The sequence below is a fragment of the Sutterella faecalis genome (genome assembly GCF_006337085.1).
GTDB classification, from domain to species: Bacteria; Pseudomonadota; Gammaproteobacteria; order Burkholderiales; family Burkholderiaceae_F; genus Sutterella; species Sutterella faecalis.
Genome location: NZ_CP040882.1, coordinates 2,316,196 through 2,342,807, shown reverse-complemented (window position 1 = coordinate 2,342,807; position 26,612 = coordinate 2,316,196). Strand labels below are relative to the sequence as shown.

Below are 26,612 nucleotides of genomic sequence, written 5' to 3'. Positions count from 1 at the left end.
GTTCAATGCCTGGAACACCTCCTCCTGGGATTAGAGCTTCAGCGCTTTAATCAGCTGTTCTGCTTCTTGCGCCAGGCGGCAATTGCCTCAACGCTGTCCGCAACCAGCTTCGGACCGTTGTAGATGAAGCCCGTAAAGAGCTGAACCAGCTTGGCGCCGGCTTCCATCTTCTCAACGGCATCCGACCCCGTCATGACGCCGCCCGAAGCGATGATGGGAATTTCACCCTTGACGTGTTCGGCAACGAGGCGAACAACAGCGGTGGAGCGCTCGCGAAGCGGAGCACCCGAGAGACCGCCCGTTTCCTCAGCGTGGAGAAGCCCCTCAACGCCCTTGCGGTTGATGGTCGTGTTCGTGCAGATCACGCCGTCGATGCCCTTTTCAATCAGCGTATCGACGCAGCGCAGAATGTCGTCGTTCTCAAGATCGGGGGCGAGCTTCACCGCGATCGGCACATGCTTGCCGTTGCGCGCAGCCTTCAGTTCTTCGCGCTTGGCGACAATGCCCGAGACCAGATGCTCGAGTTCGCCGGCGCCCTGAAGCTGGCGGAGGTTCTTCGTATTGGGCGAGGAAATGTTGATGGCGATGTAGTCCGCAGCATCGTAGACCTTGTCGAGGCACTTCTCATAGTCGGAAAGCGCATTCTCGATCGGCGTCACGGCATTCTTGCCGATATTGATGCCGAGGATGCCGCCGCGCAGACGGAAGGCATCTGCAGAACGGAGGTTCTGCAGAACCTTGTCCACGCCTTCATTATTGAAGCCCATGCGGTTGATGACGCCGCCCGCGGGAATCAGACGGAAAAGACGGGGCTTGGGATTGCCCGGCTGAGCAAGCGGCGTGATCGTGCCGATCTCAACATGGCCGAAGCCGAGACCGCCGAAGGCGGAAACGCGTTCGCCGTCCTTATCCATGCCGGCCGCGAGGCCAATCGTATTCGGGAAACGCAGTCCCATCACTTCAATGGGATCATCATCGGGCATGTGCGTCACGAGATTCGTGAGACCGAGCTGTACCGCCCAGTCGAGGTTCGCCATGATGACGTGATGAGCCGTCTCGGGGTTCATCGAAAAGAGAATGCGCCGGGCAATGTTGTAGAGCATGACTTCAAAGTAAGCGTACGAAAGCTTCAGCTCCCTCCTGAGGGGCAGAAGCAGGGAAAATCGACTAATTATAACGATCTAGTTTTGCTTCTTTCTGAAGCCTCCTGATTGTGATGACGATATGGTCGATTCCGGGAGGCTCAAATTCGTCCCCCGCAACCAGGACACTGCGGAAATGAAATTTTCTTTTCTGCAGCTCTTGACAAAATGGAATTTACTCTGCATAATTTCAATCTCTGCTTCTGAAGCAGACCGGATTTACCGCGGGGTGGAGCAGTCCGGTAGCTCGTCGGGCTCATAACCCGAAGGTCGGAGGTTCAAATCCTTCCCCCGCAACCAAAATTGAAACCCGTACCACTGACTTGGTGGTGCGGGTTTTATTTTGCCTGCTCGTCGACTCCCATCCGACAAGAAATCCGGGTTTCCCCATACGTTTCTTCAGGCGCATCTCAACAAAGCTCGTTAAAGTGACGGTTTCATTCGGCCTCTCAATTGGTTAGTGAGGCCAAACCGCATTTTCGACCAAGAAGAAGAATGACCGCTCCTATGCCCGCGGACTTTCCCATCCGCCCTGCTTTCTGGAACGTCCCGATCTGGGGCGAAATCGGCGTCTACCTCCTCGCCGCCGTCACCATCGCGCTCTGCGCCTGGGGCGTCTGCCTCAATGTCAAACGCTGGCAGAAATCCCGCAGCGACAGGCTCGCCTCCGACCCTGAGCGCAGGAATCGCCTCGTGAGCGAAGTCGCCCTCCAGTCGCGCATCCGCGAAACCAAGGCGGGACGCATGCATGCGATTCTGGTTCTCGGCTTCTTCGTGCTCTTTCTCGGAACTGCCACAGCGACGCTTGACTGGGACGTGGGCCATTACGTCTTCGGAACGCAGTTTCTGAAGGGGAACGTCTACCTCTTCTATAAGCTCGCGCTCGACATCGCTGGTCTGGCGGTTCTCCTTGCCATCGGCTTCGGCGTCTACCGCCGCTGGTACACGCCGTCGGACCTTCCCCGCGACGCGCGCTTTGTCTGCGCTTATTCGAGTCTCGCCTTCATCATTCTCTCGGGATACGTGATCGAAGGTCTTCGCCTTGCGGTGCAGCAGCCTCAGTGGATGAATTTTTCGCCGGTCGGCGCGCTTCTCGCAAAGCTCTTCCTTGCAACGGGCGCCGGTACGCCCGCACTGGAATCCGCGCACATCATTCTGTGGGTGGTGCACGGCTTGGCTGCGCTCGCCTTCATTGCGACCATCCCCTTTACTTTCTATGCGCATCTCTACAGAACCCCCATGGGGATCGCAGTCAGAAAGCCCGGCCCCAACGGCGCCCTGAAAAAGATCGACAACATTGAAGAGCAGGAAACCTTCGGACTTTCCTCTGTCGCGCAGCTTCGCTGGACGGACCGTGCCGCGCTCGACGCCTGCGTGGAATGCGGCCGCTGCAACGATGTCTGTCCGGCCGTACGCGCCGGTACGCCGCTCAAGCCCCGCACGATCGTGATGAAGCTCCGCGACCGCGCGAAGGAAGGCGAAGCCGACGGAAAGAAGCTCGTGGGCGACATCGTCACGCACGAGGAGCTCTTCTCCTGCACGACCTGCGGCGCCTGCGCGCGAGCCTGCCCGGCCGAAATTCAGACGCCCGACTTCATCGTCGACATGCGCCGTCATCTCGCGCTTGAAGCCGGCGAATTCCCGGAAGGCGCCGCCGCGGCGCTCGAAAATACCGCTAGCGTCGGCAATCCCTGGGGGCTCGACCCCTATGAACGAATGGACTGGGCCAAGGACCTTGACGTTCCGGTGGCCGAGGAAGGCGAACGCTACGACGTGCTCTACTGGGTCGGATGCGCCGCAAGCTACGACCGCCGTGCGCGCCGTATTGCGAGGAGCATGGTGAAGATCCTGCGCGCCGCCGGCGTCAACTTTGCCGTGCTTGCCGAAGAGCGCTGCCACGCGGAGTTCGCAAGACGCCTGGGCGAGGAATATCTCTACCAGACGGCCGCACAGGAAAATATTGAAAACCTCTCGCGCTACACGTTTGAAAGAATTCTTACGGCCTGCCCGCACTGCTTCAATACTCTTGGGAATGAATACCCGGAATTCGAGGGCGGCAAGTTCACCGTCATCGATCACCCGACCTTCATTCGGGAGCTCATGACGTCCGGACGGCTCAGGCTCGAGGGCGGCGTGACCGATGAACTTACCGTCTGGCACGATCCCTGCTACCTCGCGCGTCAGAACCATATCGTCGAGGCGCCCCGCGAAGTGCTGGGCACCCTGCGGCCGAATAAGACCTTCCCGAAGGAAGCGGGAGAAAAAACCTTCTGCTGCGGCGCCGGAGGCGGTCAGATGTGGACCGATCAGCAGAACGGCAAAAAGCGCATCAACGTGATCCGTCTTGAAGCCCTGCGGGAAACGGGGGCGAATTCGGTTGCAACCGCCTGTCCGCACTGCCTCACCATGCTCGAGAGCGCCCGCGCCGTGAGCGGAAAGGAAGCCGAAGACATGCGCATTGCCGATATTGCTGAAATTGTGGCGAGCGCCATTCCGGACGAAGAAAAAAGCGCCTGAGTTCCGGCGCCGGTACTGAAAGACTGAAGTCTGAGAGGCCCGTTTTTCTCCTCTGCGGAGAGAAGCGGGCCTTTTCTTTTCGTTCTTTCCAAGCGCGAGATGCGAAGAAGCCTCCGCACGCTTTCATGCAGAGGCTTCGGGCCGGGAATGTTTCCGCTTGAGGGCCGGTCAGAAGATCACCCAGGGCGCGACCGCAGCAAATTCCTGACTGAACCGATTTTCCGCTGCGACATAGTCGCGCATCGTGCGCATGTCGTTCGCGCGCTTGGCGTTGCTCGGCGAATCAAGCACCACCATGACGAGGCGGCGTTCGCCCACGTCGCTCTGAACCACCATGCAGCGGCCTGCGGCCGTCGTGAAGCCCGTCTTCTGAATGCCGATCTTCCAGGACGGGTCGCCGATGAGGCGGTTCGTTGTAGCCAGACGCACGCTTCTCTTCCCGGCAGTAATTCTCGCTACAGGCTGGGTCGAGGCTTCCCGGATTTCCTGATACTGATAAACAGCGGCGACGAGCTTGCCCAGATCGCGGGCGGTCGAATGGTTGCGGTTGTCGAGCCCCGTCGGATCCGCAAAGAGGGAGTCCGACATGCCGAGTTCCTGGGCTCGCTCATTCATCTTTGCCACAAAGGCGCGCTTCCCGCCCGGGTAGGTGCGGGCGAGCGCATGCGCGGCGCGGTTGTCGCTCGACATGAGCGCAGCCTTGAGGAGCGCTTCGCGGGTAATCCGCATGCCGTTCGCCATCTTGGAGCGGGCGGTCGAGCGGACATAGTCCTCGCGCGTGATGCGCACCTTTTCATCGAGGCTGAGGTCGCTCTCGGCAATCACGAGGGCCGTCATGAGCTTCGTGACGGAAGCAATGGGAAGCGGCACGTCCGCGTTCTTCACGACGAGCTCTTCGCCCGTATCCTGGTCCATCACGTAAGCGACGGAACTGCCGAGCATCAGGGGATCCTCGGTTTTTCTCAGGCCCGCGAGCGTTGCCTGCGAAGGCGACATGCCGGCGCGGCGCACCTTCGAGCGCTTCACGGGGCGTTTTTTCTGAATGGCAACCTTCTTTGCAGAGGCTTTCAGGCGGTTGACGGACGTTTTCTTCGCCGTTGCCTTTTTGGGCGCCGCCTTGGCGACCTTTGCCGTCTTAGCGGCAGTCTTCACCGTCGCCGCGTTCGAGGCGGCAGCCTGAGCCGGAAGCGCCGCGCCGACAGCGTACGCAGCGGCAGCTGCCGCAAAAATCAGATGCTTGAAGGAAAAACGCATGTCCCGATGCCGTCGATCCGCGCGATGGGAGGCCCGAACCGAAAAGAAGGAAAAGAGCGCGCTTTTCCCGCACTCTTTTCTGCAAATGAGTCTAATTGACGAATCTTATTATTTTCCCGCAGATCAGCGAGTTCCGACAAGCCCGGAGAAACGAGAGAAACAATCCGCTTACATTTGCCGAGAAGCAGCGCAGACGACCTTCCTTCCCGGGAAAAAAAGCCGCCTGCGTCCGCCGGAAAACAGCCGCTCAAAGTCTTGAAATCGACTGCCAGATGCGCTCGAGGCGCTTCACGCTCACGGGCATCGGCGTCCTCAGCTGCTGCGCGAAGAGCGAGACGCGAAGCTCCTCGAGCATCCACCGGAATTCCTCGAGGTGCTCGTCGGGCTGACCGCGGCGGGCGGCCACGGCCCGCTGCCAGGGCACGGAGAGCCGCTCGATCTGAGCCTGACGGGAAGCGTCTCTTGCCGGATCGTCGCTGAAGTGCTCGAGCCGGTAGACGACCGCCTTCAGGTATCGCGGATAGTGCATGAGCTGGCTGAGCGGCGCCGAGAGGAGAAAGTGCGGCGGAAAGAGCCCCTCGAGCTCGCGCGTCACATCCTCGCAAAGCGACTTTTCCTGCGTCATGCGCTTCAGCTTCAGCGGAATCGTCCCCGCAATGGTTGCGACCTCCGTGAGGAGCCTCGAGACCTCGCCCGCAACGAGAGAAAGCCGTCCGCGGGCATCCTCGCGCCGCGCCTGGAAGGACTCTTCGTCAGTGGGCAGCGGATCCGCCATGGCGGTCGCTTCAAGCACGCAGTCGACCACGTCGTTTTCGAGGTCGTCGAAATTCTCGAAGTTTTTCGCAAGTCCCGGAACCACTGAGGCCTGCATCTGCACGCGCCCGAGATCTCTCAGACTCCTTTCGACAAACTTCACCTGTTCGCGAAGCGTGAGGCGGAAGAGCTTTCTCAATCCCTTCCGGTGCGCTTTCTGGGCTTCGAGCGGATCGTCGAAGACTTCGATCGCGCAGGCGTCGCCTTCGTCGACGAGCGCAGGATGACCGATAAGCGTTTCGCCCCTGCGCTGGATCTCCATCAGTTCCGGCAGTTCGCCGAAAGTCCAGTTGGTGATCTGATCCGCGAGGTCCTTGGCGACCTCTGCATCCTGCTGCGCGACGTTTCTGAAGGTTTCCTGCGCTTCAGCACCGAGTTCAGCACGAAGCTGCGCGAGGTTGCGGCCCATGGCGAGCTGCCGGCCGTGCTCATCGATGACCTTGAAATTGAGGATCAGATGGGCGGGGAGCTGCTCGACCTTGAAGTCGGCGGGCGTACAGGGAACGCCCGTTTCGGAACGCACGTCGTCGGCGAGAACCTCGAGGAAGCCGCGAGGCTGCGGAGCGCCGCCCCCCGATCGCGTGAGGAATCCCGCGGCATAGTCCGCGAGCGGCACGCAGTTGCGGCGGATCTTCTGCGGAAGGCTTTTGAGCAGCACCTGCGCTTTTTCCTTCACCATGCCGGGCACCAGCCATTCCGCACGCACGGGATCGAGCTGATTGAGCGCAAAGAGGGGCACCGTCATCGTGATGCCGTCCCGGGGACTGCCGGGTTCAAACTGGTAGGAAAGCGTCATGTCGATCCCTGCCATGCGGATCGACTTCGGGAACCATTCGTTCGTGACGCCTTCGGCGCCATGACGCATGAGTTCATCCTTCGTGAGCTCGAGCACCTTCGGGTTCTTTTTTCTTTCCTCCGCAAGCCACTTCTCGAGCGTCTTCAGGGAACACACATCCTGAGGAAGCTCCCGGTCGTAGAAGCTGAAGATCAATTCGTCGTCAACGAGCACGTCCGGACGCCGGGTTTTGTGCTCGAGCTCCTCAATCTCGCGCACGAGCCGCTGATTGTGCTGAAAGAAGGAGAGCTTCGCGTCAAGTTCGCCCGCCACGAGCGCCTCGCGGATGAAGAGTTCTCGTGCGAGCTTCGGATCATGGGGCGCAAAGGAAACGCGTCTTTGCTGATAAATCGTGAGGCCGTAGAGCGTTCCGCGTTCCATCGCCACCACTTCGCCGCGGCGCTTTTCCCAATGCGGTTCGCTCCAGGCGCGGCGGATGAGGCTGCCCGCAGCGGCTTCAATCCATTCGGCATCAATATCCGCGACGCAGCGCGCATAGAGCTTTGTGGTTTCAATGATCTGCCCCGCGAGCACCCAGCGTCCCGCCTTCTTGGCGCGCACCGACCCCGGCCAGATCCAGAACTTGATCCCCCGGGCCCCCGCATAGGGAGGCGCCCGGAAGTCGCTTTCCACGGTTTTGGACCCGATGTTGCCGAGAAGACCGGTCAGAAGCGAGCGATGCACTTCCTCGTACGTGGCGGGCGCCGTATTCATGCGCCAGCCGAGATCGGTGACGAGCATTCTCAGCTGCCCCTCGACCTCGCGCCACTCGCGAAGGCGCCTCGGCGACAGGAAGCGCCGCTTCATTTCCTGATCGAACTTGCGGTTGCTTTCCTTTTCGGACCGCGCTTTTTCGACAAAGTCCCAGACCTTGACGAAGGAAAGAAAGTCGGAGCGCTCGTCGGCGAGCTTTCTGTGCGCCTCGTCGGCCGCCTGCTGCTGATCGACCGGGCGTTCGCGCGGATCCTGCACGGAAAGTCCCGACGTAATGATGAGGAGCTCTCTGAGCGCATTCTTTTCCGAACCAGCAAGCAGCATGCGTCCGAGCTTCGGGTCGACCGGAAGACGAGCGAGCGCGCGGCCCACTTCGGTAAGTTCTCCCGCATCCGTAAGGGAACCGAGTTCCTGCAGAATCGCGTAGCCGTCGGCAATGGCCTTCGGCGGCGGCGCCTGCACGAAGGGGAACTCCCGGATGTCGCCGAGATGGAGCGAAATCGCGCGCAGGATCACGGCGGCAAGGTTCGAGCGCATGATTTCCGGATCCGTGAAGGCCGGACGGCGGTTGAAGTCGTTTTCGTCGTAGAGGCGGATGCAGATGCCGTCGGCCACGCGGCCGCAGCGGCCCGCGCGCTGATTGGCCGAAGCCTGGCTCACGGGCTCGACGAGAAGCTGCTCGACCTTTGAGCGGTATGAATAGCGCTTCACGCGCGCGAGCCCCGTATCGACGACATAGCGGATCCCGGGCACCGTGACCGACGTTTCCGCCACATTGGTGGCGAGAATAATGCGCCTCAGGCCCCCCGAGGGCTTGAAGACCCGATCCTGCTCGGAAGCGGAAAGACGCGCATAGAGGGGGAGGATGTCCGCCTTCCCGACGCGGGATTTTCTGAGCCAGTCCGCCGCATCCCGGATTTCGCGTTCGCCCGGAAGAAATACCAGAATGTCTCCCCGGCCCGCGATTTCAAGTTCCGTCACGGCGTCGTCAATTGCCGAAAGGATCTGATCGTCGTCCTCGTCCGGATCCTCGATCGGCCGGTAGCGGATTTCCACCGGATAGGTGCGCCCGGAAATCGTGAGGACCGGCGCGTCCTTCCCGTCCTTCGCGAAGTGCTTTGCAAAGCGCTCGGCGTCGATCGTGGCCGAAGTCACGATCACCTTGAGGTCGGGGCGCTTGGGCAGAAGGCGCTTCAGGTATCCGAGGAGAAAATCAATATTGATCGATCGCTCGTGCGCTTCGTCGATGATGATGGTGTCGTAGGCGCGAAGCAGGGGATCCCCCTGCGTTTCGGCAAGGAGAATGCCGTCCGTCATGAGCTTGATCGTCGCGCCCGGGGCCGTATGGTCCGTGAAGCGCACCTTGAAGCCCACAACATCGCCCGGCTCCGTTTTAAGTTCCTCGGCAATGCGGCGGGCAATCGAGCTCGCGGCAATGCGGCGCGGCTGCGTGTGCCCGATCCGCCCCGTCTGACCGCGGCCGGCCATGAGGCAGATTTTCGGAAGCTGCGTGGTTTTGCCCGAACCCGTTTCGCCGCAGACGATGATCACCTGATTCTCTTCAATTGCGCGGATGATCTCCGGCGCCCGCTCGGAAACCGGCAGTCCCGGCATGAGAGCAAAAGGCGGAATGGGGGTCCGGCGTTCAAGAAAGCTGAGCTTCTCCCTCCCGCGCGAGCGCCCGTCCGTCTTTCGTTCCGCGCCGTCAGGCTTCCTTTTTTGCGGACGGAGGCCCTCGCGCGCCGGGGTCCCGTTTCCGGGACGCGTCTCGGGCCGCCTTGCGGCCGGGCGCTTCTCCTCGTTGGGCGAACCCCTGCGCTGAGGCGCGGGGCTTTCCCGACGCGCCGGATTCGCACGCACCGCCTTCGAAGGCTCCCCGACGACGGAAGCGTTCTGATTTTTCGGAGCCTCCCGGACTTCAGGGTTCTTCCTGTCTTCTGCCGAATCGCGCCCCTTCGCCTCGCGGAATCGAGCGCCCGAAGCGGCGGCCGCATCGGCGAGCATGGAGCCGAAGGCGCCCTTAGGCGTCGAAAACCTCTGCGGCTCCTTCGGAGGCTGAGGCTTTGGAGAAGACGCCGCGGAAGGCTTCCCGACAGGTCTCGGGGCGGGCTTAAGAAGCGGCTTTGCAGGCGCCTTCTCTACGGACTGCGAGACAGATTTCGCGGCGAGCTTCTCCCCGGGGATGCCGGCGCGCTTACGGCGCCGTTCCTCAAGGCGCGCGGCCTCCTCGGCCGCACGCTTTTCAGCTTCCTTTCGGCGCGTTTCCTCGAGCGCCTGATCCACATCTGCGCGCACCTTCTGAAAGGCCGCAAAAAGAGCACGGTTGTCCGCCATGAGAATCCTGAAAAAATCGAAGGCTCTCCGAAGGTTTTCTTCGGAAAAGAGTGTTGCATTATAGAAATGACGGAGTCCCGGAGGATGATCCCCCGCCGCACGCGTCCGGGAGGCAATCGTGTAGACTGATTCGCTTGGGGCTGCGCCTTCCCGGGAATTTTTCCCCGGCGGATTACGGCGCAGACGCCTGATGCCTTTTACTGGAGTGCGCGTCTGCAATTCTGAGACGCGGCATCCTCTCGAAAAACCTATAGGGAGATCTTTCAATGGCCCGTATGGTCCACTGCGTGAAGCTCGGCAAGGAAGCCGAAGGTCTTGACTACCCGCCGTTTCCCGGCGAGCTCGGCAAGCGCATCTGGCTCAATGTGAGCAAGGAAGCCTGGGGCGAGTGGACGCGCCTGCAGACGATGATGGTGAACGAGTACCAGCTCAATCTCGCCGACCTTTCGGCGAGAAAGCACCTGATGAGCCAGTGCGAGCGCTACTTCTTCGGCGACGGGAAGACGGGCGACCTTCCCAACTACACGCCCAAGGCCTGAGCCGCCTGAAGCGCTTGAAGCGCCTGTAGATTCGCCAGAAGCACAAAGCCTCCCGGGAGAAGTTTCCTTTCGGGAGGCTTTCCTTTTGGAAAAAAGGCTACTCCGCCTTTCTGAAGGTCTTCACGCCCTCGGACGTGCCGAGCAGAAGCACGTCGGCGCCACGATGCGCGAAAAGCCCCACCGTCACGACGCCGGGCCAGCTGTTGATTTCATCCTCGAGCGCCTTCGGATCCGAAATGGAAAGACCGGCCGCATCGAGAATGCTGCAGCCGTTGTCGGTCACGAAGTCGCGCAGCTTCACGCTGGCGCCCAACGCCTCAAGACGGCGCCGGATCGCGCCCGCCGCCATGGGAATCACCTCCACGGGAAGCGGGAAGCGCCCGAGCACGTCGACTTTCTTTGAGGCATCGGCAATGCAGACGAACTTTCCCGAAATGGAAGCGACGATCTTTTCGCGCGTGAGCGCGCCGCCGCCGCCCTTGATCATCGCAAAGCCCGGATCAATTTCATCGGCGCCGTCAATGTAGACCCCGATCGATTCGACCTCATTCATGTCGAGCACCTTGAAGCCGAGCGCCTCAAGGCGCTTCGTCGACCGTTCGGAACTCGAGACGCAGGCCGGAATCCGCTCGCGGATGCCGGGCAGCTGGTCGATCAGCTGGTCGACCGTCGAGCCCGTGCCGACGCCGAGAATTTCGCCCGGCACGATGTAGTCGAGCGCAGCGCGCGCGACAAGGCGCTTCAGTTCCGTCTGACTCATGGGCTGTTTTTCCGTCATATGGGTTCGTCCTGAAAGAAGAGAAAAGGGAAAGGGCGCGAAGAGAATGGCTTTTCTCAAGGAGGTCCTCATGCGGTCCTTCATCGCATGGGAATCCCTGAGCCTTCGCGAAAATTCTGATCTTTCCTCATTTTAAAAGAGAGACTTCCCGCCTGAGGCTTCTACAATGCGAACGTCACCATTTTGAGCCTTCTCTTCGAGCGCATCCATCATGTCCACACCACGTCCGGACCCGCTGATTACAGACGCCTTCAAGAACCTCAACGCTTCCGACAGGCTCCCGGCCATCACGCAGCGCGCGCTCTGGGCCTCCTGGGCGGCGCTCTTTCTCGTGGCGGCCTTTCTTCTCGGCATCTCCTGGCTCGTGATCGGCGCCGACCGGGAGGCGGAAACCATCCGCCTCAAGCAGTCGACCGACCTCGTCATCCAGTCGATTGAAGCCCGCATTACCGGCACGGCCGAAATTCTGCAGAAGCTCTCGATGCGCCTCATGCATTCGCCCGAAGGGAACTATTCCCTTGCCTCGGCCGATCTCTCCGCCTCAACCCTCATGGCCGACCGCCGGGAGGTGATTGAAATCGCGCTTGTTTCCCGCGAGGGCGACGTGATTCACGGCTGGCGCTCGGTGTCGCTTCAGACGCAGGCGATCTTCAATTCCGCTTCCGACGTGCGGGACGCGCCGACTCTGCGCGCCATTGAAGAGGTCCTCCTCGAGGACCGGTCGGCCAGCACGACCTTCTACTCTTCGGAATCGTCCGACCGGGTCTTCATCAACCTCGTGGTTCCGACCCCCACGCGCTCGCATGTGCTTGTGGCCCGTCTTGACCTCTCGTGGCTTCTCTCAACAGCCGAGCAGCGCCTTTCCTCGTCGCGCTACCAGTTCCAGTTTCTCCTCAACGACCGGCCCGTACTCGCGTCGGGCGGGCAGCGCTCGACCATTGCCTCCTCCTCCCTCGTCGCCCCCATTCACTACCGCGCGCCCATCACGTTCCTTCACCACGCGAAGGGCGCCAACATGATGCTCGAGGCGAGAAGCTACGAACACGCGCTCTTTGCGACGAACCGCGTGCAGTACTTTGCGGTTGCCGGACTTGCCGTAATGCTCCTTCTCGCGGTCGCCATCGTCTTTTACTACCAGCGCCAGCAGCACCGCTCGCACCGGCTCCTTGCGACGGAATATTCGCTTCGCCGCGCCATGTCCGAGTCCGCCGTGGTCGGCCTCCGGGTTGCGGATCTCTCGGGAAAAATCCTTTACGTCAACGAAACCTTCCCGAGGATTGTGGGCTACCCCGCGAAGGATCTTCTCGGGCGCGAACCGCCCTATCCCTACTGGATCGAAAATCTGATGCCCCATATCGATGCCGCACTCTCGCATGCGGATTCATCGGCTCAGACGCTGCGCTTTCAGGCAAAGAAGAAGAACGGCGACCTCTTCTGGGCGGAGCTCCGGCTTTCCCCCATTCTTGACGAAACCGGACGCGCCTTCGGCACGATCGGCGCGCTCTTTGACGTGACGCCGCTCGTGACCGCACGGCAGCGCGTCGAGGACGCGAACGAGCGCTTCACGCGCGTGGTGGAGTCGATGGCAAGCGCCATTGCGGTGCTCTCCGAACCCGACCGCAGCACGCTCTTCTTTGCCAACCGCTCCTACCGGACGCTCTTCAACGACCTCCCCTACGGGGGCGCAAGACTTCTGAAGCGCTTTGAGGCAACGCCTGCGTCCGTACAGAGCGAAGGCATCTTCGATGAGGAATCGGGCCGATGGTTCGACGTGCGCCTGCAGCCCATCGTCTGGACGCGCTCCGAACCCGCCGTCATGATGATCGCCACCGACATTACCGAGCGGCGCGAGCTTGAGCTTGCCCGCGAGGCGCAGCTGAGGCGCGCCGAATCGACGCACCGCCTCGTGACGATGGGCGAGATGGCAAGCTCCCTCGCTCACGAGCTCAATCAGCCGCTTGCCGCCATCGCCAACTACGCCAATGCGGCCGCCACGATGCTCGCCGCCGGCACGCTTTCGAAGGAGCGCGAGGCGCAGAGCTTCTCGCGCATTGAAAATCAGGCGCAGCGTGCGGGCCGCATCATTCAGCGCATCCGCGGATTTGCGAAAAAAACCGACGCCAAGCTCGAGCCCGTGGCCGTGCAGACTGTGATTCAGGAAACGCTCGAACTCGCCAACATTCAGGCGAGAAAGCTCGAGAGCTCGATTGAGCTGCATGTTCCGGAGAATCTCCCCCTCATGATGGGCGACGGCGTGATGCTCGAGCAGCTGCTTCTCAATCTTCTCAAAAACGGCATGGAGGCCTGCGCCGGGGCGAACCTCCCGCCCGAGCGCCGCGTCATGAGGCTTTATGCGGAAATTGATCCGCAGGACGCTTCGCGCATCCGCTTCTCGATCGTCGACCACGGGCCCGGCATTCCGGAGGAGCTTCGCTCGAAGCTCTTTGACGCCTTCTATTCAACAAAGAGCGAGGGCATGGGAATGGGACTCAACATCTGCCGCTCGATTGCCGAGCTTCACGGCGGAGAACTCATTGTGAAGACTACTCCCGGAGGCGGTTCCACTTTCTCCTTCACGGTGCCCGTCATCGGACCGGGAAGCGAAAAGGCATAAGGAACGACAATTTCAAAAGTCTTTTTTCGTGTTTCGCCCTATTAGAACTTGGCTAAAATAGAATTTCCCGAAAGGAGACAACCAGAAAATGCTATCCAGCTACGACTACACCAACGAGCTTTCCGGAGAAAACAAGAACGGGCTCGTCTACGTAATCGATGACGACGCAGATGTTCGTGAATCGATCAAATGGCTTCTCGAGTCCACGAACTACCGCGTTGAGGACTATGAAAGCGGAGAGACCTTCATTGCCCAGTTCAATGAAAATGTTCCCTCCGTCATTCTTTGCGACCTGAGAATGCCCGGCATGTCGGGTTCCGACGTGCAGGACCATCTGCTCAGGCGCCGCATTGATGCTCCTTTCATCTTCATCACCGGTCACGGCGATGTGCCTCAGGCGGTTCAGGCCTTCAAGAAGGGCGCGATGGACTTCATCCAGAAGCCCTTCCAGCAGCCGCAGCTCCAGAAGCTCGTCGAGCGCGCCATGAAGACCGCCAAGGAGCTCTTCCAGCGCCGCCAGACGCTCGCGCAGAACCGTACGCTGATCGAGAAGCTCACGCCGCGCGAACAGCAGGTGCTCGAGCGCATCGTGAACGGACGCCTCAATAAGCAGATCGCCGACGATCTCGGCATTTCCATCAAGACGGTGGAAGCGCACCGCGCTTCGATCATGGATAAGACGGGGTCGGGCACCGTTGCCGACCTGATGCGCGTCATCGTCAAGTCCGAGCTCTATCCGAAGATTTCCTCGACCCTCGCTGAGGCGGTCGCCGCGCTCCCGAGCCGGCTCGCTGAAACGGGACTTCCCCATACGGAAGAAAATGCCGAACACCTGCGCCGCCTCGATACGGAGCTGCGTGAAGCGGAAGCCGAACGCCAGCGCCGCGAGGAAGAAGCGACCGTGACGGGCATCAACAGCTCGATCGGCGGCCCCACGAGCGGACTCGTCTAAGCCCGATTCCCTCAGTCCCGGGCTTTGAGCCCCTGAAGAATGCGTCCTGCCGGATATCCCGTCAGGGCGCTTTTCTTTGGCGCTTGTCGACGCCGCTCCCTGTGCTTCATCAAAAGCGCGTTCGGATTTCTTCCATGAGAAGAAATCGGCTGCGGGCGTTTCCGGGCAATAATGGTCATTCCCGGGAGAAGGATCCCTGAAGCGTCCCCGACCCGACACATCACTCTGATACAAAGAGGAGAGAAGAATTGACAGCACAGATTATTGACGGCAAGGCGCTTGCCCGCGAAATTGAAGCGCGCGCCAGAAAGAGAAGCGAGGAACTCGCTCAGCTCCCCGGAGGACGCCGCCCCGGACTTGCCGTCGTGCTCGTGGGCGAAGACCCGGCGAGCTGCGTCTACGTGCGCAACAAAACCCGCGCCTGCGAACGTGCGGGCGTCTCCTCGCGCGAATACCGTCTTCCTGCCGACACCAACCAGGAGGCGCTCCTCAAGCTCATCGGCGAGCTCAATGCCGACCCGACGGTCGACGGGATCCTCGTGCAGCTCCCGCTCCCCGGGCAGATCCGCGCGAGCGCCGTCATTGAGGCGATTGATCCAGGGAAGGACGTCGACGGCTTTCACATGCTCTCTGCGGGCGCGCTCTTGGTCGGCCGCCGCGACGAAGGCTTCCGCCCGTGCACGCCTGCGGGCGTCATGAAGATGCTCGAATCCGTGGGCGTCAACCCCGAGGGACTCGAAGCCGTCGTGGTCGGGCGCTCCAACATCGTCGGAAAGCCCCAGGCCCTCATGCTCCTTGAGGACCACGCCACCGTCACGGTCGCTCACAGCAGAACGCCCAACCTTGCCGAAATCACGCGCCGCGCCGACATTCTCGTCGCGGCCGCCGGCCGCGCCCGAATGATCACGGGCGACATGGTGAAGCCCGGCGCCGTCGTGATCGACGTCGGCATGAACCGCGATGAAGAAGGAAAGCTCTGCGGCGACGTCGACGAAAAGAGCGTCTCGGAAGTCGCACGCGCCCTTTCGCCCGTTCCGGGCGGGGTCGGCCCCATGACGATCGCCATGCTGATCTCCAACACGGTGCTCGCGGCCGAACGGCATCTCGGTCAAGGCGATACACTTTGATGCCTGAATCAATGCGGGCCGTTCTTCAGAAAGAACGGCCCTTTCTCTCCCTTATTCCTACTGCTTCTTCAGAATGACGACTGCTCCTCAGGAAGCGGACAACCCGCTTCTCAACATTACCGATCTCATTGATTACGCCGCTGTACGCCCCGAACACGTCATGCCGGCCGTGAAAAAGCTTGCCGGGGATCTTGAAAAAGCGCTCGCCCGGGCGACCGCCCCCGAAACGCCCGCGACCTGGGACGCGGTTGTCGCGCCCCTTGAAGAAGCCTCGCTCGCCTTTTCCCGCTCCTGGGGCGCCATCGGCCACCTGCAGAGCGTCGTCGATACGCCGGCGCTGCGCGACGCCTTTAATGAGGCGCTTCCGCTCGCGACCGACCTCTACCTGCGCATCTCGCAGGACGAAGCGCTCTATAAAAAGTATCTTGAAATCGAGAGAAGCTGCGCCTTCGAAGCGCTCTCGCCCGTGCGGCAGCGCATCATCCGCCGCGAAATCCGCGATTTCGAGCTTTCGGGCGCCGCGCTCCCGAAGGAGAAGCGCGAACGGGTGAAGGCGATCGGCCAGGAGCTCTCTCAGCTCTCGCAGAAATTCAGCGAGAATCTCCTTGACGCAACGAACGCCTTCGAGCTTCTTCTCCCGGATGAAAGCCGCCTCGCGGGCGTGCCCGCCGAGACGATTGCGCTCTACCGCGCGAGCGCGAAGGCGGCGGGAAAGTCGGGCCTGAGGCTCACGCTCCAGTTCCCCTCCTACCTCCCCGCCATGAAGTACTGCGCCGACCGCGGCATTCGCGAGGCGCTCTACTACGCCTTCTCGACGCGCGCGGCGGAATTCGACGACGGGAAGTACGACAACACGCCGATCATCAAGCGCATTCTGGAGCTGCGCCGCGAAGAGGCGGAGCTTCTCGGATTCAAAAATTTCGGCGAATTGTCGCTTGCCACCAAGATGGCGAAGGACCCCGCGGAAGTGCTCGCGTTCCTGCGCGACCTCGCGAAGCGCTCGCGCCCGCGCGCGCTCGAGGATGCGGGCGAAGTCGACGACTTTGCAAAGAAGACCCTCGGGATCGACGAGGTCGAGCCCTGGGACCGTCCCTATGCGGCTGAAAAGCTCCGCGAAGCCCGCTACAGCTATTCGGACGCCGAGGTGAAGCGCTACTTCACGCAGAATGCCGTCTTCGCCGGACTCTTCCGCATGGTGGAGACGCTCTTCGGAATCGAAATCGAGGAAAAGCACGCTTCCGTCTGGCACCCGGACGTCAAGTACTTCGAAGTGAAGCGCGCGGGGAAGCAAATTGCCGCCTTCTACGCGGACCTCTACGCCCGCGAGGGGAAGCGCTCCGGCGCCTGGATGGACGGCGAGCGCACGCGGCGGCGTCTTTCAGACGGCACGCTCGTCACGCCCGTCGCCTACCTCGTCACCAACTTTGCCGCTCCGGTCGAAGGAAAGGAAGCGACGATGACGCACGACGAGGTGACGACGCTCTTTCATGAATTCGGCCACACGCTCCACCACATTCTCACGGCCCAGGAAGAGGCGCAGGTTTCCGGCATCAACGGCGTCGAATGGGATGCGGTTGAGCTCCCGAGCCAGTTCCTCGAGAACTTCGCCTGGGAGCACGATGTGGTGAAGGCGATTTCGCGTCATGCCGATTCGGGCGAGCCCCTTCCCGACGAGCTCTTCTCGAAGATGATCGCGGCGAAGAACTTTGAAGCCGGCGCCTTCTGCGTGCGTCAGGTCGAATTCGCGCTCTTCGACATGCTCCTTCACGCGGAATTCAACCCGAAGACGGGTTCGGTTCCGGCGCTTCTCGACGCCGTTCGCAAAGAGGTCGCCGTGGTGTTTCCGCCAAAGTGGAACCGCTTCCCGCAAAGCTTCGCGCACATTTTCGCGGGCGGCTACGCCGCGGGCTACTACAGCTACAAGTGGGCGGAAGTGCTCTCGGCCGACTGCTTCAGCGCTTTCGAAGAGGAAGGCGTTCTCAACCCTCAGACGGGCCGGCGGTTCCTCGCGGAAATTCTCGAGCGCGGCTCGAGCCGCGATGCCATCGAGAACTTCGTTGCCTTCCGCGGCAGAAAGCCTGAGCTCGATGCCCTCCTGAGGCTCTCGGGCATTGTCGAAGCGCCCGCGAAGGCTTAAAAACAGTCCCGAGAAAAAGAAAAGGCCGCCCGGAGTTCCTAGAAAGCTGCGGGCGGCTTTTTTGTCGATGATGCGCCGGGAACGATGCGCGTCCCCGAAGCGCTCAAGGCGTTGCTTTAGGCGAGGGTCGCCACCATCAGCGCCTTGATGGTGTGCATGCGGTTTCCGGCCTGCTCGAAGACGATCGACGCGGGCGATTCAAACACGTCTTCCGTGACTTCAACGCCGTCCTTCAGTTCGGGATGCTGCGCAATCACCTTGGCGCCCACCTTCGTTTCGGCGTTGTGGTAGGCCGGGAGGCAGTGCATGAAGCGCACGTTGGGATTCCCCGAAGCGGCCATGAGGGCGGCATTCACCTGGTAGGGCTTCAGGAGCTTGATGCGCTCGGCCCAGACTTCGGCGGGCTCGCCCATCGAGACCCAGATGTCGGTATGGATGAAGTCGGCGCCCTTCACGGCTTCGACGGGATCCTCGGTAATCGTGATGCGCGCGCCCGACTTTTCAGCCATTTCAGTGACGAGCGCGATCAGTTCTTCGGAAGGCCAGCATTCCTTCGGCGCGCCGATGCGGACATCCATGCCCATCTTGGCGCCGACCATGAGGAGGGAATTACCCATGTTGAAGCGCGCGTCGCCCATGTAGGCGAAGGAAATGTCCTTCCAGGCCTTGCCGCTCGCTTCCTTCATCGTCATGAGGTCGCAGAGCATCTGGGTCGGATGCCACTCGTCGGTGAGGCCGTTGTAGACGGGAACGCCCGCATAGTCCCTCAGCTCCTCGACAACCTGCTGCGAGAAGCCGCGGTATTCGATCGCGTCGTACATCTGGCCGAGCACGCGGGCCGTATCCTTGATGCTTTCCTTGTGGCCGATCTGCGAGGACGAGGGGTCAAAGAAGGTCGTGCCGGCGCCCTGATCGTGGGCGGCAACCTCAAAGGCGCTGCGCGTGCGGGTGGAGGTCTTTTCGAAAACGAGCGCAATGTTCTTGCCGACAAGTCGGCGCGCTTCCGTCCCCATGCGCTTGGCCTTCTTGAGGTCAATGGCGAGATCGATGAGATAGTCGATCTCGGCAGGCGTGTGGTGAACGAGACTGAGAAGGCTGCGGCCGCGAAGATTCATCGGCATGGAATGCTCCAGGAATAGAAAGGTGTATGAGAAATTCGCTCTTCGCCTTCCCCGGCGAGCGCATTTTGGATGCTCAGCGAGGCAAGGCGCATTTCATTCTAGGAGGAGGCAGGGGCCTTCCGCTAGTACTTTCTACCTAGGCTCCGTGACGCGCCCGAAGACCATAACATATTGTTTTTATTATGTTTCTTATTGTCGACCATTGGCACAGGATGACATGGACCAAGGCGCAAAAAGACAACCGAATGCATTCAAACGGTTGAAGACGGCTGTGCTTATGAGGCTACTTTGACGTTTTTTCAATCGGCGCCTGAGCCGCTTTTGCCATTTCCTTCATCCGCATGCCTTCTGCAAGGAGGCGCCTCGTCCATTCGGAGCCGCCCGCGGCATGCCAGAACGCCAGCTGTTCGGCCGTGAGGCGCGCCGAGCAGCGCAGATACCCTTTTTCTTCCTTTTCCACGCTCTTCTTTCTCGCCTCCTCAGGACGAAGATCAATCGGCGTCCCGGGGGTGCGCTTCGCCTGAGCTTTTTTGATGAGCCTGAGCACGGATTTGGATTTTGCCGCTCCTTTGGAAGGGGCTTTGCCGGCAGCCTTTGCTGAGTCTTTTTTTCCCATGATCGAAATTCGGTCTTCTGTTCGTACGGAAACGCTTCGGAGTTTGAGCGGGGACCTCCGCGGGGATCCTCCGCTCCCAATGATAGGCTGTGCGGTGCATTATTCCAAAGTGCGGAAGATTACCGATTGTCCCTGAACAGAAACGCTGCCCGGTGCTTCTTCCCCGAAGGATTCGCTGTGGCAAACTATGGCGCCTGAAGTTTTCGTCTGAAAGGACTCTTCTCCGCCATGCCTCAACTCCGTCTTGCCTCCTGGAATGTCAATTCGCTCAAGGTTCGCCTGCCTCAGGTGCTTGAGTGGCTCGAACTCTCCCGAACCGATGCGCTCGTGCTTCAGGAAACGAAGCTCACCGACGATCTTTTCCCGATGGAGGCCTTCCTCGAGGCCGGGTTCGATGCGGTCTTCACGGGACAGAAGACCTATAACGGCGTTGCCCTCATCTCCCGCAGGAGCACCGTCAGGACGCCCGAGGCGGTCGAACTCAACATCCCGGGGTACCCCGACGACCAGAAGCGGTTCGTGAGCGCGCTTCTCACGCCCGTCGCCGGGGGCGAGCCGATACGCTTCTGCGGCGCCTACTTCCCGAACGGGCAGGAGATCGGCACGAGCAAGTACCTCTACAAGCTCGACTGGATCTCCACGCTCTCGCGGCATCTGCGCGCACTTCTTGAAGCATCGCCCCGCCTCATTCTCGGGGGCGACTTCAACATTGCGCCCGCAGAAGCCGATACGTGGAATCCGGCCTACTGGGAAGGGAAGATTCTCTGTTCGCCCGCGGAGCGCGCGGCGCTCCGGCGCCTTGAGGCCCTGGGCCTTCGCGACAGCTTCCGGCTCTTCAGCCAGCCCGCGGAAACCTTCTCCTGGTGGGACTACCGCCAGAGCGGGTTTGAAAAGAATCACGGCCTCAGAATCGACCTCATGCTCGTCTCCGACGCCCTCGTTCCCTTCGTGAAGGAAGCCGCCGTCGACCCCCGTCCCCGAGGGAATGCCCAGCCTTCCGACCACGCCCCCGCCACGCTTCTCCTTGAGTACTGATCGTGATCAACGCGAAACCCCGGCTCCGCATCGGCATTCCCGGCGACTACCTGCCCTTCGGCATCATCGACGAAGGCTCTCAGGCGGGCTTTGCCGGGCACGACATCGACCTCATGGAGGGACTCTGCCGGGAAGCGGGCCTCGCGCCGCAGTTCATTCTGACGAGCTGGCCCGCGCTCTTTGAGGAGCTTTCCGCCGGGCGCTTCGACGTCGCCGCGGGCGGCGTCTCCTGGCTTCCGGAGCGCGCAAGGCGCTTTGACGACCTGCCGCGCTACGCGCCCTTTGCAAAAGTGGCGCTCATCAGAAAATCCGATGAAAAGCGCTTTCTCGTCCCGGAAGACCTCAATCACCCCGCGGTCCGCGTCATCAAGAACCCGGGCGGCACGAATGAAGTCTTCGTGAATACGCACCTCAAGCGCGCATCGGTCGCGACCGTCGCCGACAATGCCTCGATTCCGGCGCGCATTGCGTCCGAAGTGGGCGACGTCATGATTACCGACTCCTTTGAAGCGCGCTGGTATTCCGCCAGAGACGTGCGCCTCACGCTCGCCTTCGGCGGCAAGGGGCTGACCCCCGAAAGCTGGAAAACCATTCTCGTGCGCCGCGGCGTCAGAAAGCCCCAGCTACCCGGGAGGGAAAGCCTTCCCGGAGAACTTCTCATCACGTCGCTTCTCTCCGCCTGGGGAAGGCTAGAGCGCACAGGGTTCTTGGCCGAACTCTCCCACAAGTGGCTCGGCAGCTGACGCAAAACGCCGCATAACTTCTAACGCACCTCCTCCGGCTCCATCCCGATTCCCGCCGGGAGGATTCCGTCGGGCCTCTCCGGGCTTTTCCGACTTTCGAGCCATTTTCTTAGGTTCCTCTCCCTAGTCGAAATGAGATTCGGCAAGAACGCCGCAAGTCGCCGCTTCGGAGCATGCGCGCACCTTTCTCGGGCGTGCTCTAATTCAGGTCTCAGGCGCCACTTCGCAAATTGAATTGCAAAGGAAGCGCCATATATTTCATAGTCTTTGCTGAAACCAAAGACTATTTTTGCATCAAGAAAGGAGCATCCCTTATGCAGCGTCGCACTGTACTGGGTGCCATCGGAGCGGTGGCACTCTCGAGCGCCTCTTATTTTCCGATGAATGCCTGCGCCGCGGCGCTCAAGGGTGAGGGCGGCAACCCCATCCGCATCGTGGTTCCCTACCCGCCGGGAGGTCCGCTCGACGTTTCCGCGCGCGCCATTGCCGACGCCGTGACGCCTGTTCTCGGCACCGTCGTGGTTGAAAACCGTCCCGGCGCGGGCGGCAACGTCGGCATGAGCTATGTGAGCCATGCGCGTCCCGACGGCCATACGCTCGTGATGGGCGCGGTGGCAACGCTCGCCATCAACCCCTCGCTCTTCAAGAAGCTCCCCTACGATCCCGAAAAGGACTTCAAGCCCGTGACGCTCGTCGCCACTGCGGCGAACGTGCTCGTCATCACGCCGGAATTCTCTCAGAAGACGGGCGTGAAGACAGTGAAGGACCTGATCGACTATGCGAAGAAGAACCCAGGAAAGCTCAATTACGCTTCGGGCGGAAACGGCTCGGCGGGCCACATGGCGGGCGAGTTCCTGAAGCGCCAGTGCGGCATCGACATGGTGCACATTCCGTTTGCGGGCGCCTCCCCGGCGCTCCTCTCGGTGATTTCCGGCCAGACCGACCTCATCTTCGACAACCTTGCCTCGGCTGCGGCCAACATCAAGGCGGGCAAGCTCATCGCGCTCGCGGTGACGACGAAGACCCGCACGCCGCTCCTTCCCGACGCGCCCACGATGGAGGAGGCGGGCGTTCCCGACTTCGACATCTACACCTGGTTCGGCCTCATGGTGCCGGGCGGAACGCCCGACGACGTCGTGAAGGCGCTCAACGACGCGATTGTTCCGGTTCTGAAGGACCCGGCCACCGACAAGAAGTTCCGCGCCTTCGGCGCGCTTCCCGCCCCGACGACGCCTGCTGAATACCAGAGCCTCATTGACGAAGAGGCGAAGAAGTACAAGGTGCTCGTCGAGATCGCCGGCGCCCGCGTCGACTGACGCCTCCCAAGCGGCGCCCGCAGCCTTCCGGAAGGCGCTTCTTGAAGCCCCCCGGCGGCTGCGATGAGAGCGGTCCGTGCTTTTCCATTGATTGGCAAAGTTCGGGCCGCTTTCGCGTTTTCTCTTTTGGGGACGGCGCGTCAGGGAAGAAAGCCTACTTATAATCCTCGGATTTTCACGGACTCCTTTCTGAAAAAAAACAGGCGTTTTTCCGGAAAGGGAGCTCCTCTTCCAGCATCCAACAACGAATTTCCTTTTCCGTCCGATCGGGCCCGGTCCCTTGGCGCGGCCCCGGACACGAATCAACATGCTCAAAAACCAGAAGGATTTCGCAGCAGGGCTCTTTTACATCGCGATCGGCCTCTTCGGCGCGACGACCCTCGGAGAGAACGAAATCGGAACCCTCGCGCGCATGGGGCCGGGATACTTCCCGCTCATTATTTCGGTTGCCATCATCCTCACGGGCCTCGTCATCGTCGTGAAGGCGCTCCTCACGACGCGGGTCTCTGAAGAGAACGCCCGCATCGACTTCGGCAAACCCTTTTCGGCGCTCCTCATTCTCGGCAGCGCCGCCTTTTATGCGGCAACGCTCCTCACCCTCGGCTTCGTGCTCTCGATCGGCCTCATGGTGGTCATTTCCTCCCTTGCCCACCCGCTCTTCAGGCTGCGCGACGCCCTGATTTCAGCGGTGCTCCTCACCACGCTCTCGGCGCTCCTCTTCATCGGCGGCCTCGGGCTCATCGTGCCGCTCTGGCCGACATTCCTATAAGGAGAGTACGGGATGGATCTCCTCAATAATCTTCTCATCGGCTTTCAGAACGCCGTCACGCTCACGAACCTTCTTTACTGCTTCGTGGGCGTCTCCCTGGGCACGCTCGTCGGGGTGCTTCCCGGCATGGGCCCCGTCGCCACCGTGGCGATGCTCCTTCCGATCACCTATGCGCTCGACCCCTCGTCCGCGCTCATCATGCTCGCGGGCATCTATTACGGCGCGCAGTACGGCGGCTCCACCACAGCAATTCTCGTCAACATTCCGGGTGAAGCCGCCGCCGTCGTCACGTGTCTTGACGGCCACAAGCTCGCCAAGCTCGGACGCGCGGGCGCGGCCCTCGGCGTTGCCGCCTTCGGCAGCTTCATTGCCGGGTGCTTCGCGACGGTTCTGATCGCCGCCTTTGCCGAACCGCTCACGCTCGTCGCCTTTGAATTCGGTCCCCGCGAATACTTCAGCCTCATGGTGCTCGGCCTCGTGGGCGCGGTGGTGCTCGCTTCCGGGTCGCTCCTGAAGGCGATCGGCATGATCTTCATCGGCATTCTCCTCGGCTGCGTCGGCATGGACGTGAATTCCGGAGCGCTGCGCTACGTCTTCGGGGTCGACGAACTCATGGACGGGCTTGACTTCGTCGCGCTCTCGATGGGCGTTTACGGCTTTGCGGAAATCATCCGCAATCTCGATGCGGCCGGGGGCCGCGAAGCCGTGCCGGCTGCCGTCGGCAAGGTCCTTCCGAGCGCGAAGGACCTGAAGGACAGCGCGGGCGCCATTACCCGCGGCACGATCCTGGGATCGCTTCTCGGCATTCTCCCCGGGGGCGGCGCGCTTCTCTCCTCCTTTGCGTCCTATACGCTTGAAAAGAAGCTCGCCGGCAAAAACGCCAATCCGCCCTTCGGCGAAGGCAATATCCGCGGCGTGGCGGGACCGGAATCCGCCAACAATGCGGGCGCACAGACGAGCTTCATTCCGATGCTCACGCTCGGCATTCCCTCGAACGCCGTGATGGCGCTCATGATCGGCGCCCTGATGCTGCACGACATTGCCCCGGGCCCGCAGGTCATGACGACGAACCCGTCGCTCTTCTGGGGCCTCATCGTCTCCATGTGGATCGGCAACGTCTTCCTCGTCATCCTCAATATTCCCCTGATCGGCCTCTGGGTGAAGCTTCTTCGCGTACCCTACCGGCTCCTCTACCCGGCAATCCTCGTCTTCTGCGCCATCGGCGTTTATTCGATCAACAACAACCCCTTCGACATCTGGATCACGATCGGGTTCGGGATCTTCGGGTGGATCGTCAACAAGTTGGGCTGCGAATGCGCTCCGCTCATTCTCGGCTTCATCCTCGGGCCCATGCTGGAGGAAAACATGCGCCGCGCGCTCCTGCTTTCGAGGGGCGACCTCTCAACCTTCGTGACGGGACCGATCTCCGGGTCGCTCCTTGCCGTCTCGGCGGTTCTCCTTCTCCTCGTGATTCTCCCCTCCGTGCGCTCCGGCCGCGAGAAGGCGTTCGTTGAGGATTAAAGGCACTTTTCTCCTCTAGGACAAAAAGAAACCCCGCCAGTGGAAGTTTGGCTTCCGGCGGGGTTTTTCTTTTTTGGGATTTTTCAGCTTCTCTTCGCGAGCCTCAGACGCTCGACCCAGAGCCCTGAGGATTCAAGATCGGAAAGAGACGCCCCGGCGGGCTTCCTTTTCTCTTCCGACCAGAGTCCGGAGGCAAAGAGATCCTCTTCCCTCAGGACCGGGAGATTGACGCCGGGATAGGTGCCGGGGGCCACAGCTTCCGCCGGAATCATGGCCGCCTTAATCGTGGGGAAAGCGCACTCCCAGGCTTCAAGCGGCACGAGGACGCCGCCGTTTCTGCCGATGATGACCGGAAGCGCCGTCTTCTCCTCATCGCTTCCCCGGACTTCAGGCGCGAGGAGCACGAGGACCTCGGCCGCCCAGAGGCGTTTGGCCCTCAGGCGGTCTCTCAGCGCAAAGAAGGGCCAGAGGACGAACATCGCCCAGAAGGGCGCCGTCAGGATCGCCGCAATGGCGATCCACGAGCCCGAGAGCGTGCCCCGGAAGGAGACGGCGGCGCCGAAGACCGCCCAGATCCACCAGAGGAGCCAGAAGCGTCTTCTGCGTCTTTGCGGAATCGGCGTTTCTACGGCGGCTTCCGCGCGCTCGAGCGTGGTCTTCTCTTTCTTTTCAGTCATTTCGTCTCCCTTTTAAGCACCCGGGCGCGAAGCTGCCCGCAGCCGCCGTCCACATCCTGCGCCGCCGAATCGCGCAATGTCGCAATGATGCCTTTGCCCCGCAGGCGCCGCACAAGCTCCACCGCATGCGCGCGGTCGGGCCGCACCCAGGGCGAATCCTCGACGGCATTGACGGGAATAAAGTTCACCATGGCGTATTTCCCCTTAAGGAGCCCGGCGAGCCGGTCGATCTCTTCGAAGGAGTCGTTGACGCCCTTCATCAAGGTCCACTCGTACTGAACGGGATAGCCCGTGGCCCGCGCCCAGCTTTCAGCGCGCTCGATGATGCGGGAGACGGTCATGCGCGCGCCTTTGGGGAGAAGCCTGCCGCGCTTTTCGTCATCCGTCGTATGAAGCGAGACCGCAAGCGCGGGCTTCGCGGCCGAAGCGAAGAGGCGCTCGAAAAGCCTTTCGTCGCCCACCGACGAAATCACCAGGTCCTTGTGGCCGAAGTCGCCGAACTGAGCCAGAAACTCCACCGCGCGCATGACGTTTGCCAGGTTGTGCGAAGGTTCTCCCATGCCCATGAAGACCACCTTCTTCGTTGCGGGACGGAGCTCCCGGGCGATCGCCGCCTGAGCGACGATTTCAATGTCGGAAAGCTGCCGCACGAGCCCGCATCTTCCCGTCATGCAGAAGACGCACCCGACGGCGCAGCCCATCTGGGTCGAAACGCAGACGCCCTGCCGGGGAAGCAGCACCGATTCAATCGTCTGGCCGTCGGCGAGCGTAATGAGAAGCCGCTCGCTTTCGGGATCCGCCCCCGGATGGCGGGAGCGAATGGCGGCCGCCTTCCCGAGAGCCTCCCGGATGGCGGGAAGCTTTTGAGCAAGCGCTTTCGGAAGGCGAAGCCTGCGGCTTTCCGCCGCCTCTTCCCAGCCGATTTGCCCGAGCCAGGCGCGGAGCACCCGGCGCTCATGCGCGGGCCCGGCGCCGAGACTCATGAGGAGCTGATGAAGCTCCTCGAGCGAATTTAGAGATGGGAGCGAATCGGGCGTTGAAATCAGATCGGGCATGAG

Annotated in this window: 19 protein-coding genes and 1 tRNA gene; 12 read left to right on the top strand and 8 right to left on the bottom strand. The window is 61.4% G+C overall.

The window, feature by feature from the left end; all coding sequences use genetic code 11:
- Nucleotides 1-50: 50 nt before the first annotated feature.
- Nucleotides 51-1,103 (bottom strand): quinone-dependent dihydroorotate dehydrogenase, encoded by a 1,053-nt coding sequence (locus FG381_RS09910; RefSeq protein ID WP_139688645.1) that lies wholly within the window; start codon nucleotides 1,101-1,103, stop codon nucleotides 51-53.
- A gap of 262 nt (nucleotides 1,104-1,365) precedes the next feature.
- Here FG381_RS09910 and FG381_RS09905 point away from each other — a divergent pair.
- Both FG381_RS09905 and FG381_RS09900 read left to right on the top strand, forming a co-directional pair.
- A tRNA-Met gene (locus FG381_RS09905) sits at nucleotides 1,366-1,442 on the top strand.
- A gap of 195 nt (nucleotides 1,443-1,637) precedes the next feature.
- Nucleotides 1,638-3,659: a (Fe-S)-binding protein gene (locus tag FG381_RS09900; protein WP_139688644.1), complete on the top strand. Its 2,022-nt coding sequence runs from the start codon at nucleotides 1,638-1,640 to the stop codon at nucleotides 3,657-3,659.
- A gap of 168 nt (nucleotides 3,660-3,827) precedes the next feature.
- On the opposite strand, the gene FG381_RS09895 is transcribed toward FG381_RS09900, so the two are convergent.
- Nucleotides 3,828-4,913, bottom strand: coding sequence for a D-alanyl-D-alanine carboxypeptidase family protein (locus tag FG381_RS09895; RefSeq protein WP_139688643.1), 1,086 nt, complete (start codon nucleotides 4,911-4,913; stop codon nucleotides 3,828-3,830).
- Between the two features lie 247 nt (nucleotides 4,914-5,160).
- A complete protein-coding gene (hrpA, locus tag FG381_RS09890; protein WP_139688642.1) occupies nucleotides 5,161-9,609 on the bottom strand; it encodes an ATP-dependent RNA helicase HrpA in 4,449 nt (1,482 codons plus the stop codon).
- Between the two features lie 266 nt (nucleotides 9,610-9,875).
- Between hrpA and FG381_RS09885 the strand changes: the two genes are divergently transcribed.
- On the top strand, nucleotides 9,876-10,148 hold the full coding sequence (locus tag FG381_RS09885) for an oxidative damage protection protein (RefSeq protein WP_139688641.1): 273 nt from the start codon (nucleotides 9,876-9,878) through the stop codon (nucleotides 10,146-10,148).
- Between the two features lie 97 nt (nucleotides 10,149-10,245).
- On the opposite strand, the gene rpiA is transcribed toward FG381_RS09885, so the two are convergent.
- Entirely contained in the window at nucleotides 10,246-10,926 is a 681-nt protein-coding gene (rpiA, locus tag FG381_RS09880; RefSeq protein ID WP_139688640.1) for a ribose-5-phosphate isomerase RpiA, read from the bottom strand.
- 211 nt (nucleotides 10,927-11,137) lie between these two features.
- On the opposite strand from rpiA, the gene FG381_RS09875 reads away from it, so the two are divergent.
- From FG381_RS09875 to FG381_RS09860, 4 genes are all read left to right on the top strand, one after another.
- Nucleotides 11,138-13,540: a PAS domain S-box protein gene (locus FG381_RS09875; RefSeq protein ID WP_139688639.1), complete on the top strand. Its 2,403-nt coding sequence runs from the start codon at nucleotides 11,138-11,140 to the stop codon at nucleotides 13,538-13,540.
- Between the two features lie 88 nt (nucleotides 13,541-13,628).
- On the top strand, nucleotides 13,629-14,492 hold the full coding sequence (locus FG381_RS09870) for a response regulator transcription factor (RefSeq protein ID WP_139688638.1): 864 nt from the start codon (nucleotides 13,629-13,631) through the stop codon (nucleotides 14,490-14,492).
- Between the two features lie 248 nt (nucleotides 14,493-14,740).
- Nucleotides 14,741-15,619, top strand: coding sequence for a bifunctional methylenetetrahydrofolate dehydrogenase/methenyltetrahydrofolate cyclohydrolase FolD (gene folD, locus FG381_RS09865; protein ID WP_139688637.1), 879 nt, complete (start codon nucleotides 14,741-14,743; stop codon nucleotides 15,617-15,619).
- Between the two features lie 73 nt (nucleotides 15,620-15,692).
- Nucleotides 15,693-17,756, top strand: a complete 2,064-nt coding sequence (locus FG381_RS09860) for a M3 family metallopeptidase (protein ID WP_139688636.1) — start codon at nucleotides 15,693-15,695, stop codon at nucleotides 17,754-17,756.
- Between the two features lie 116 nt (nucleotides 17,757-17,872).
- Here the strand turns inward: FG381_RS09860 and FG381_RS09855 are convergent, their stop codons facing one another.
- Both FG381_RS09855 and FG381_RS09850 read right to left on the bottom strand, forming a co-directional pair.
- A complete protein-coding gene (locus FG381_RS09855; protein WP_139688635.1) occupies nucleotides 17,873-18,877 on the bottom strand; it encodes an ornithine carbamoyltransferase in 1,005 nt (334 codons plus the stop codon).
- A gap of 283 nt (nucleotides 18,878-19,160) precedes the next feature.
- Nucleotides 19,161-19,493 carry a hypothetical protein gene (locus FG381_RS09850; RefSeq protein ID WP_139688634.1) on the bottom strand — a complete coding sequence of 111 codons (333 nt, stop codon included), beginning with the start codon at nucleotides 19,491-19,493 and terminating at the stop codon, nucleotides 19,161-19,163.
- A gap of 228 nt (nucleotides 19,494-19,721) precedes the next feature.
- On the opposite strand from FG381_RS09850, the gene xth reads away from it, so the two are divergent.
- From xth to FG381_RS09825, 5 genes are all read left to right on the top strand, one after another.
- Nucleotides 19,722-20,528: an exodeoxyribonuclease III gene (xth, locus tag FG381_RS09845; RefSeq protein ID WP_139688633.1), complete on the top strand. Its 807-nt coding sequence runs from the start codon at nucleotides 19,722-19,724 to the stop codon at nucleotides 20,526-20,528.
- 2 nt (nucleotides 20,529-20,530) lie between these two features.
- The gene (locus FG381_RS09840) at nucleotides 20,531-21,271 is read left to right on the top strand and encodes a transporter substrate-binding domain-containing protein (RefSeq protein ID WP_226960279.1); all 741 of its coding nucleotides are present in this window, start codon (nucleotides 20,531-20,533) and stop codon (nucleotides 21,269-21,271) included.
- 314 nt (nucleotides 21,272-21,585) lie between these two features.
- A complete protein-coding gene (locus FG381_RS09835) occupies nucleotides 21,586-22,587 on the top strand; it encodes a Bug family tripartite tricarboxylate transporter substrate binding protein (RefSeq protein ID WP_139688632.1) in 1,002 nt (333 codons plus the stop codon).
- Between the two features lie 307 nt (nucleotides 22,588-22,894).
- Nucleotides 22,895-23,356 carry a tripartite tricarboxylate transporter TctB family protein gene (locus FG381_RS09830; protein WP_139688631.1) on the top strand — a complete coding sequence of 154 codons (462 nt, stop codon included), beginning with the start codon at nucleotides 22,895-22,897 and terminating at the stop codon, nucleotides 23,354-23,356.
- Between the two features lie 12 nt (nucleotides 23,357-23,368).
- Nucleotides 23,369-24,877 (top strand): tripartite tricarboxylate transporter permease, encoded by a 1,509-nt coding sequence (locus tag FG381_RS09825; protein ID WP_139688630.1) that lies wholly within the window; start codon nucleotides 23,369-23,371, stop codon nucleotides 24,875-24,877.
- Nucleotides 24,878-24,960: 83 nt separating this feature from the next.
- On the opposite strand, the gene FG381_RS09820 is transcribed toward FG381_RS09825, so the two are convergent.
- Both FG381_RS09820 and FG381_RS09815 read right to left on the bottom strand, forming a co-directional pair.
- Nucleotides 24,961-25,554 (bottom strand): DUF805 domain-containing protein, encoded by a 594-nt coding sequence (locus tag FG381_RS09820; RefSeq protein WP_139688629.1) that lies wholly within the window; start codon nucleotides 25,552-25,554, stop codon nucleotides 24,961-24,963.
- Nucleotides 25,551-26,609, bottom strand: a complete 1,059-nt coding sequence (locus FG381_RS09815) for an RNA methyltransferase (RefSeq protein WP_139688628.1) — start codon at nucleotides 26,607-26,609, stop codon at nucleotides 25,551-25,553. Before FG381_RS09815 ends, FG381_RS09820 begins: the two co-directional genes overlap by 4 nt.
- Between the last annotated feature and the right edge of the window lie 3 nt (nucleotides 26,610-26,612).

Excerpts from the sequence above, each read along its gene's own strand:
- FG381_RS09830 (WP_139688631.1), top strand. The coding sequence starts at position 22,895 with ATGCTCAAAAACCAGAAGGATTTCGCAGCAGGGCTCTTTTACATCGCG.
- FG381_RS09910 (WP_139688645.1), bottom strand. The coding sequence starts at position 1,103 with ATGCTCTACAACATTGCCCGGCGCATTCTCTTTTCGATGAACCCCGAG.
- FG381_RS09820 (WP_139688629.1), bottom strand. The coding sequence starts at position 25,554 with ATGACTGAAAAGAAAGAGAAGACCACGCTCGAGCGCGCGGAAGCCGCC.
- FG381_RS09815 (WP_139688628.1), bottom strand. The coding sequence starts at position 26,609 with ATGCCCGATCTGATTTCAACGCCCGATTCGCTCCCATCTCTAAATTCG.
- xth (WP_139688633.1), top strand. The coding sequence starts at position 19,722 with ATGCCTCAACTCCGTCTTGCCTCCTGGAATGTCAATTCGCTCAAGGTT.
- FG381_RS09870 (WP_139688638.1), top strand. The coding sequence starts at position 13,629 with ATGCTATCCAGCTACGACTACACCAACGAGCTTTCCGGAGAAAACAAG.
- FG381_RS09835 (WP_139688632.1), top strand. The coding sequence starts at position 21,586 with ATGCAGCGTCGCACTGTACTGGGTGCCATCGGAGCGGTGGCACTCTCG.
- FG381_RS09895 (WP_139688643.1), bottom strand. The coding sequence starts at position 4,913 with ATGCGTTTTTCCTTCAAGCATCTGATTTTTGCGGCAGCTGCCGCTGCG.
- FG381_RS09825 (WP_139688630.1), top strand. The coding sequence starts at position 23,369 with ATGGATCTCCTCAATAATCTTCTCATCGGCTTTCAGAACGCCGTCACG.
- FG381_RS09855 (WP_139688635.1), bottom strand. The coding sequence starts at position 18,877 with ATGCCGATGAATCTTCGCGGCCGCAGCCTTCTCAGTCTCGTTCACCAC.
- rpiA (WP_139688640.1), bottom strand. The coding sequence starts at position 10,926 with ATGACGGAAAAACAGCCCATGAGTCAGACGGAACTGAAGCGCCTTGTC.
- hrpA (WP_139688642.1), bottom strand. The coding sequence starts at position 9,609 with ATGGCGGACAACCGTGCTCTTTTTGCGGCCTTTCAGAAGGTGCGCGCA.
- FG381_RS09900 (WP_139688644.1), top strand. The coding sequence starts at position 1,638 with ATGACCGCTCCTATGCCCGCGGACTTTCCCATCCGCCCTGCTTTCTGG.
- FG381_RS09850 (WP_139688634.1), bottom strand. The coding sequence starts at position 19,493 with ATGGGAAAAAAAGACTCAGCAAAGGCTGCCGGCAAAGCCCCTTCCAAA.
- FG381_RS09875 (WP_139688639.1), top strand. The coding sequence starts at position 11,138 with ATGTCCACACCACGTCCGGACCCGCTGATTACAGACGCCTTCAAGAAC.
- FG381_RS09885 (WP_139688641.1), top strand. The coding sequence starts at position 9,876 with ATGGCCCGTATGGTCCACTGCGTGAAGCTCGGCAAGGAAGCCGAAGGT.
- FG381_RS09860 (WP_139688636.1), top strand. The coding sequence starts at position 15,693 with ATGACGACTGCTCCTCAGGAAGCGGACAACCCGCTTCTCAACATTACC.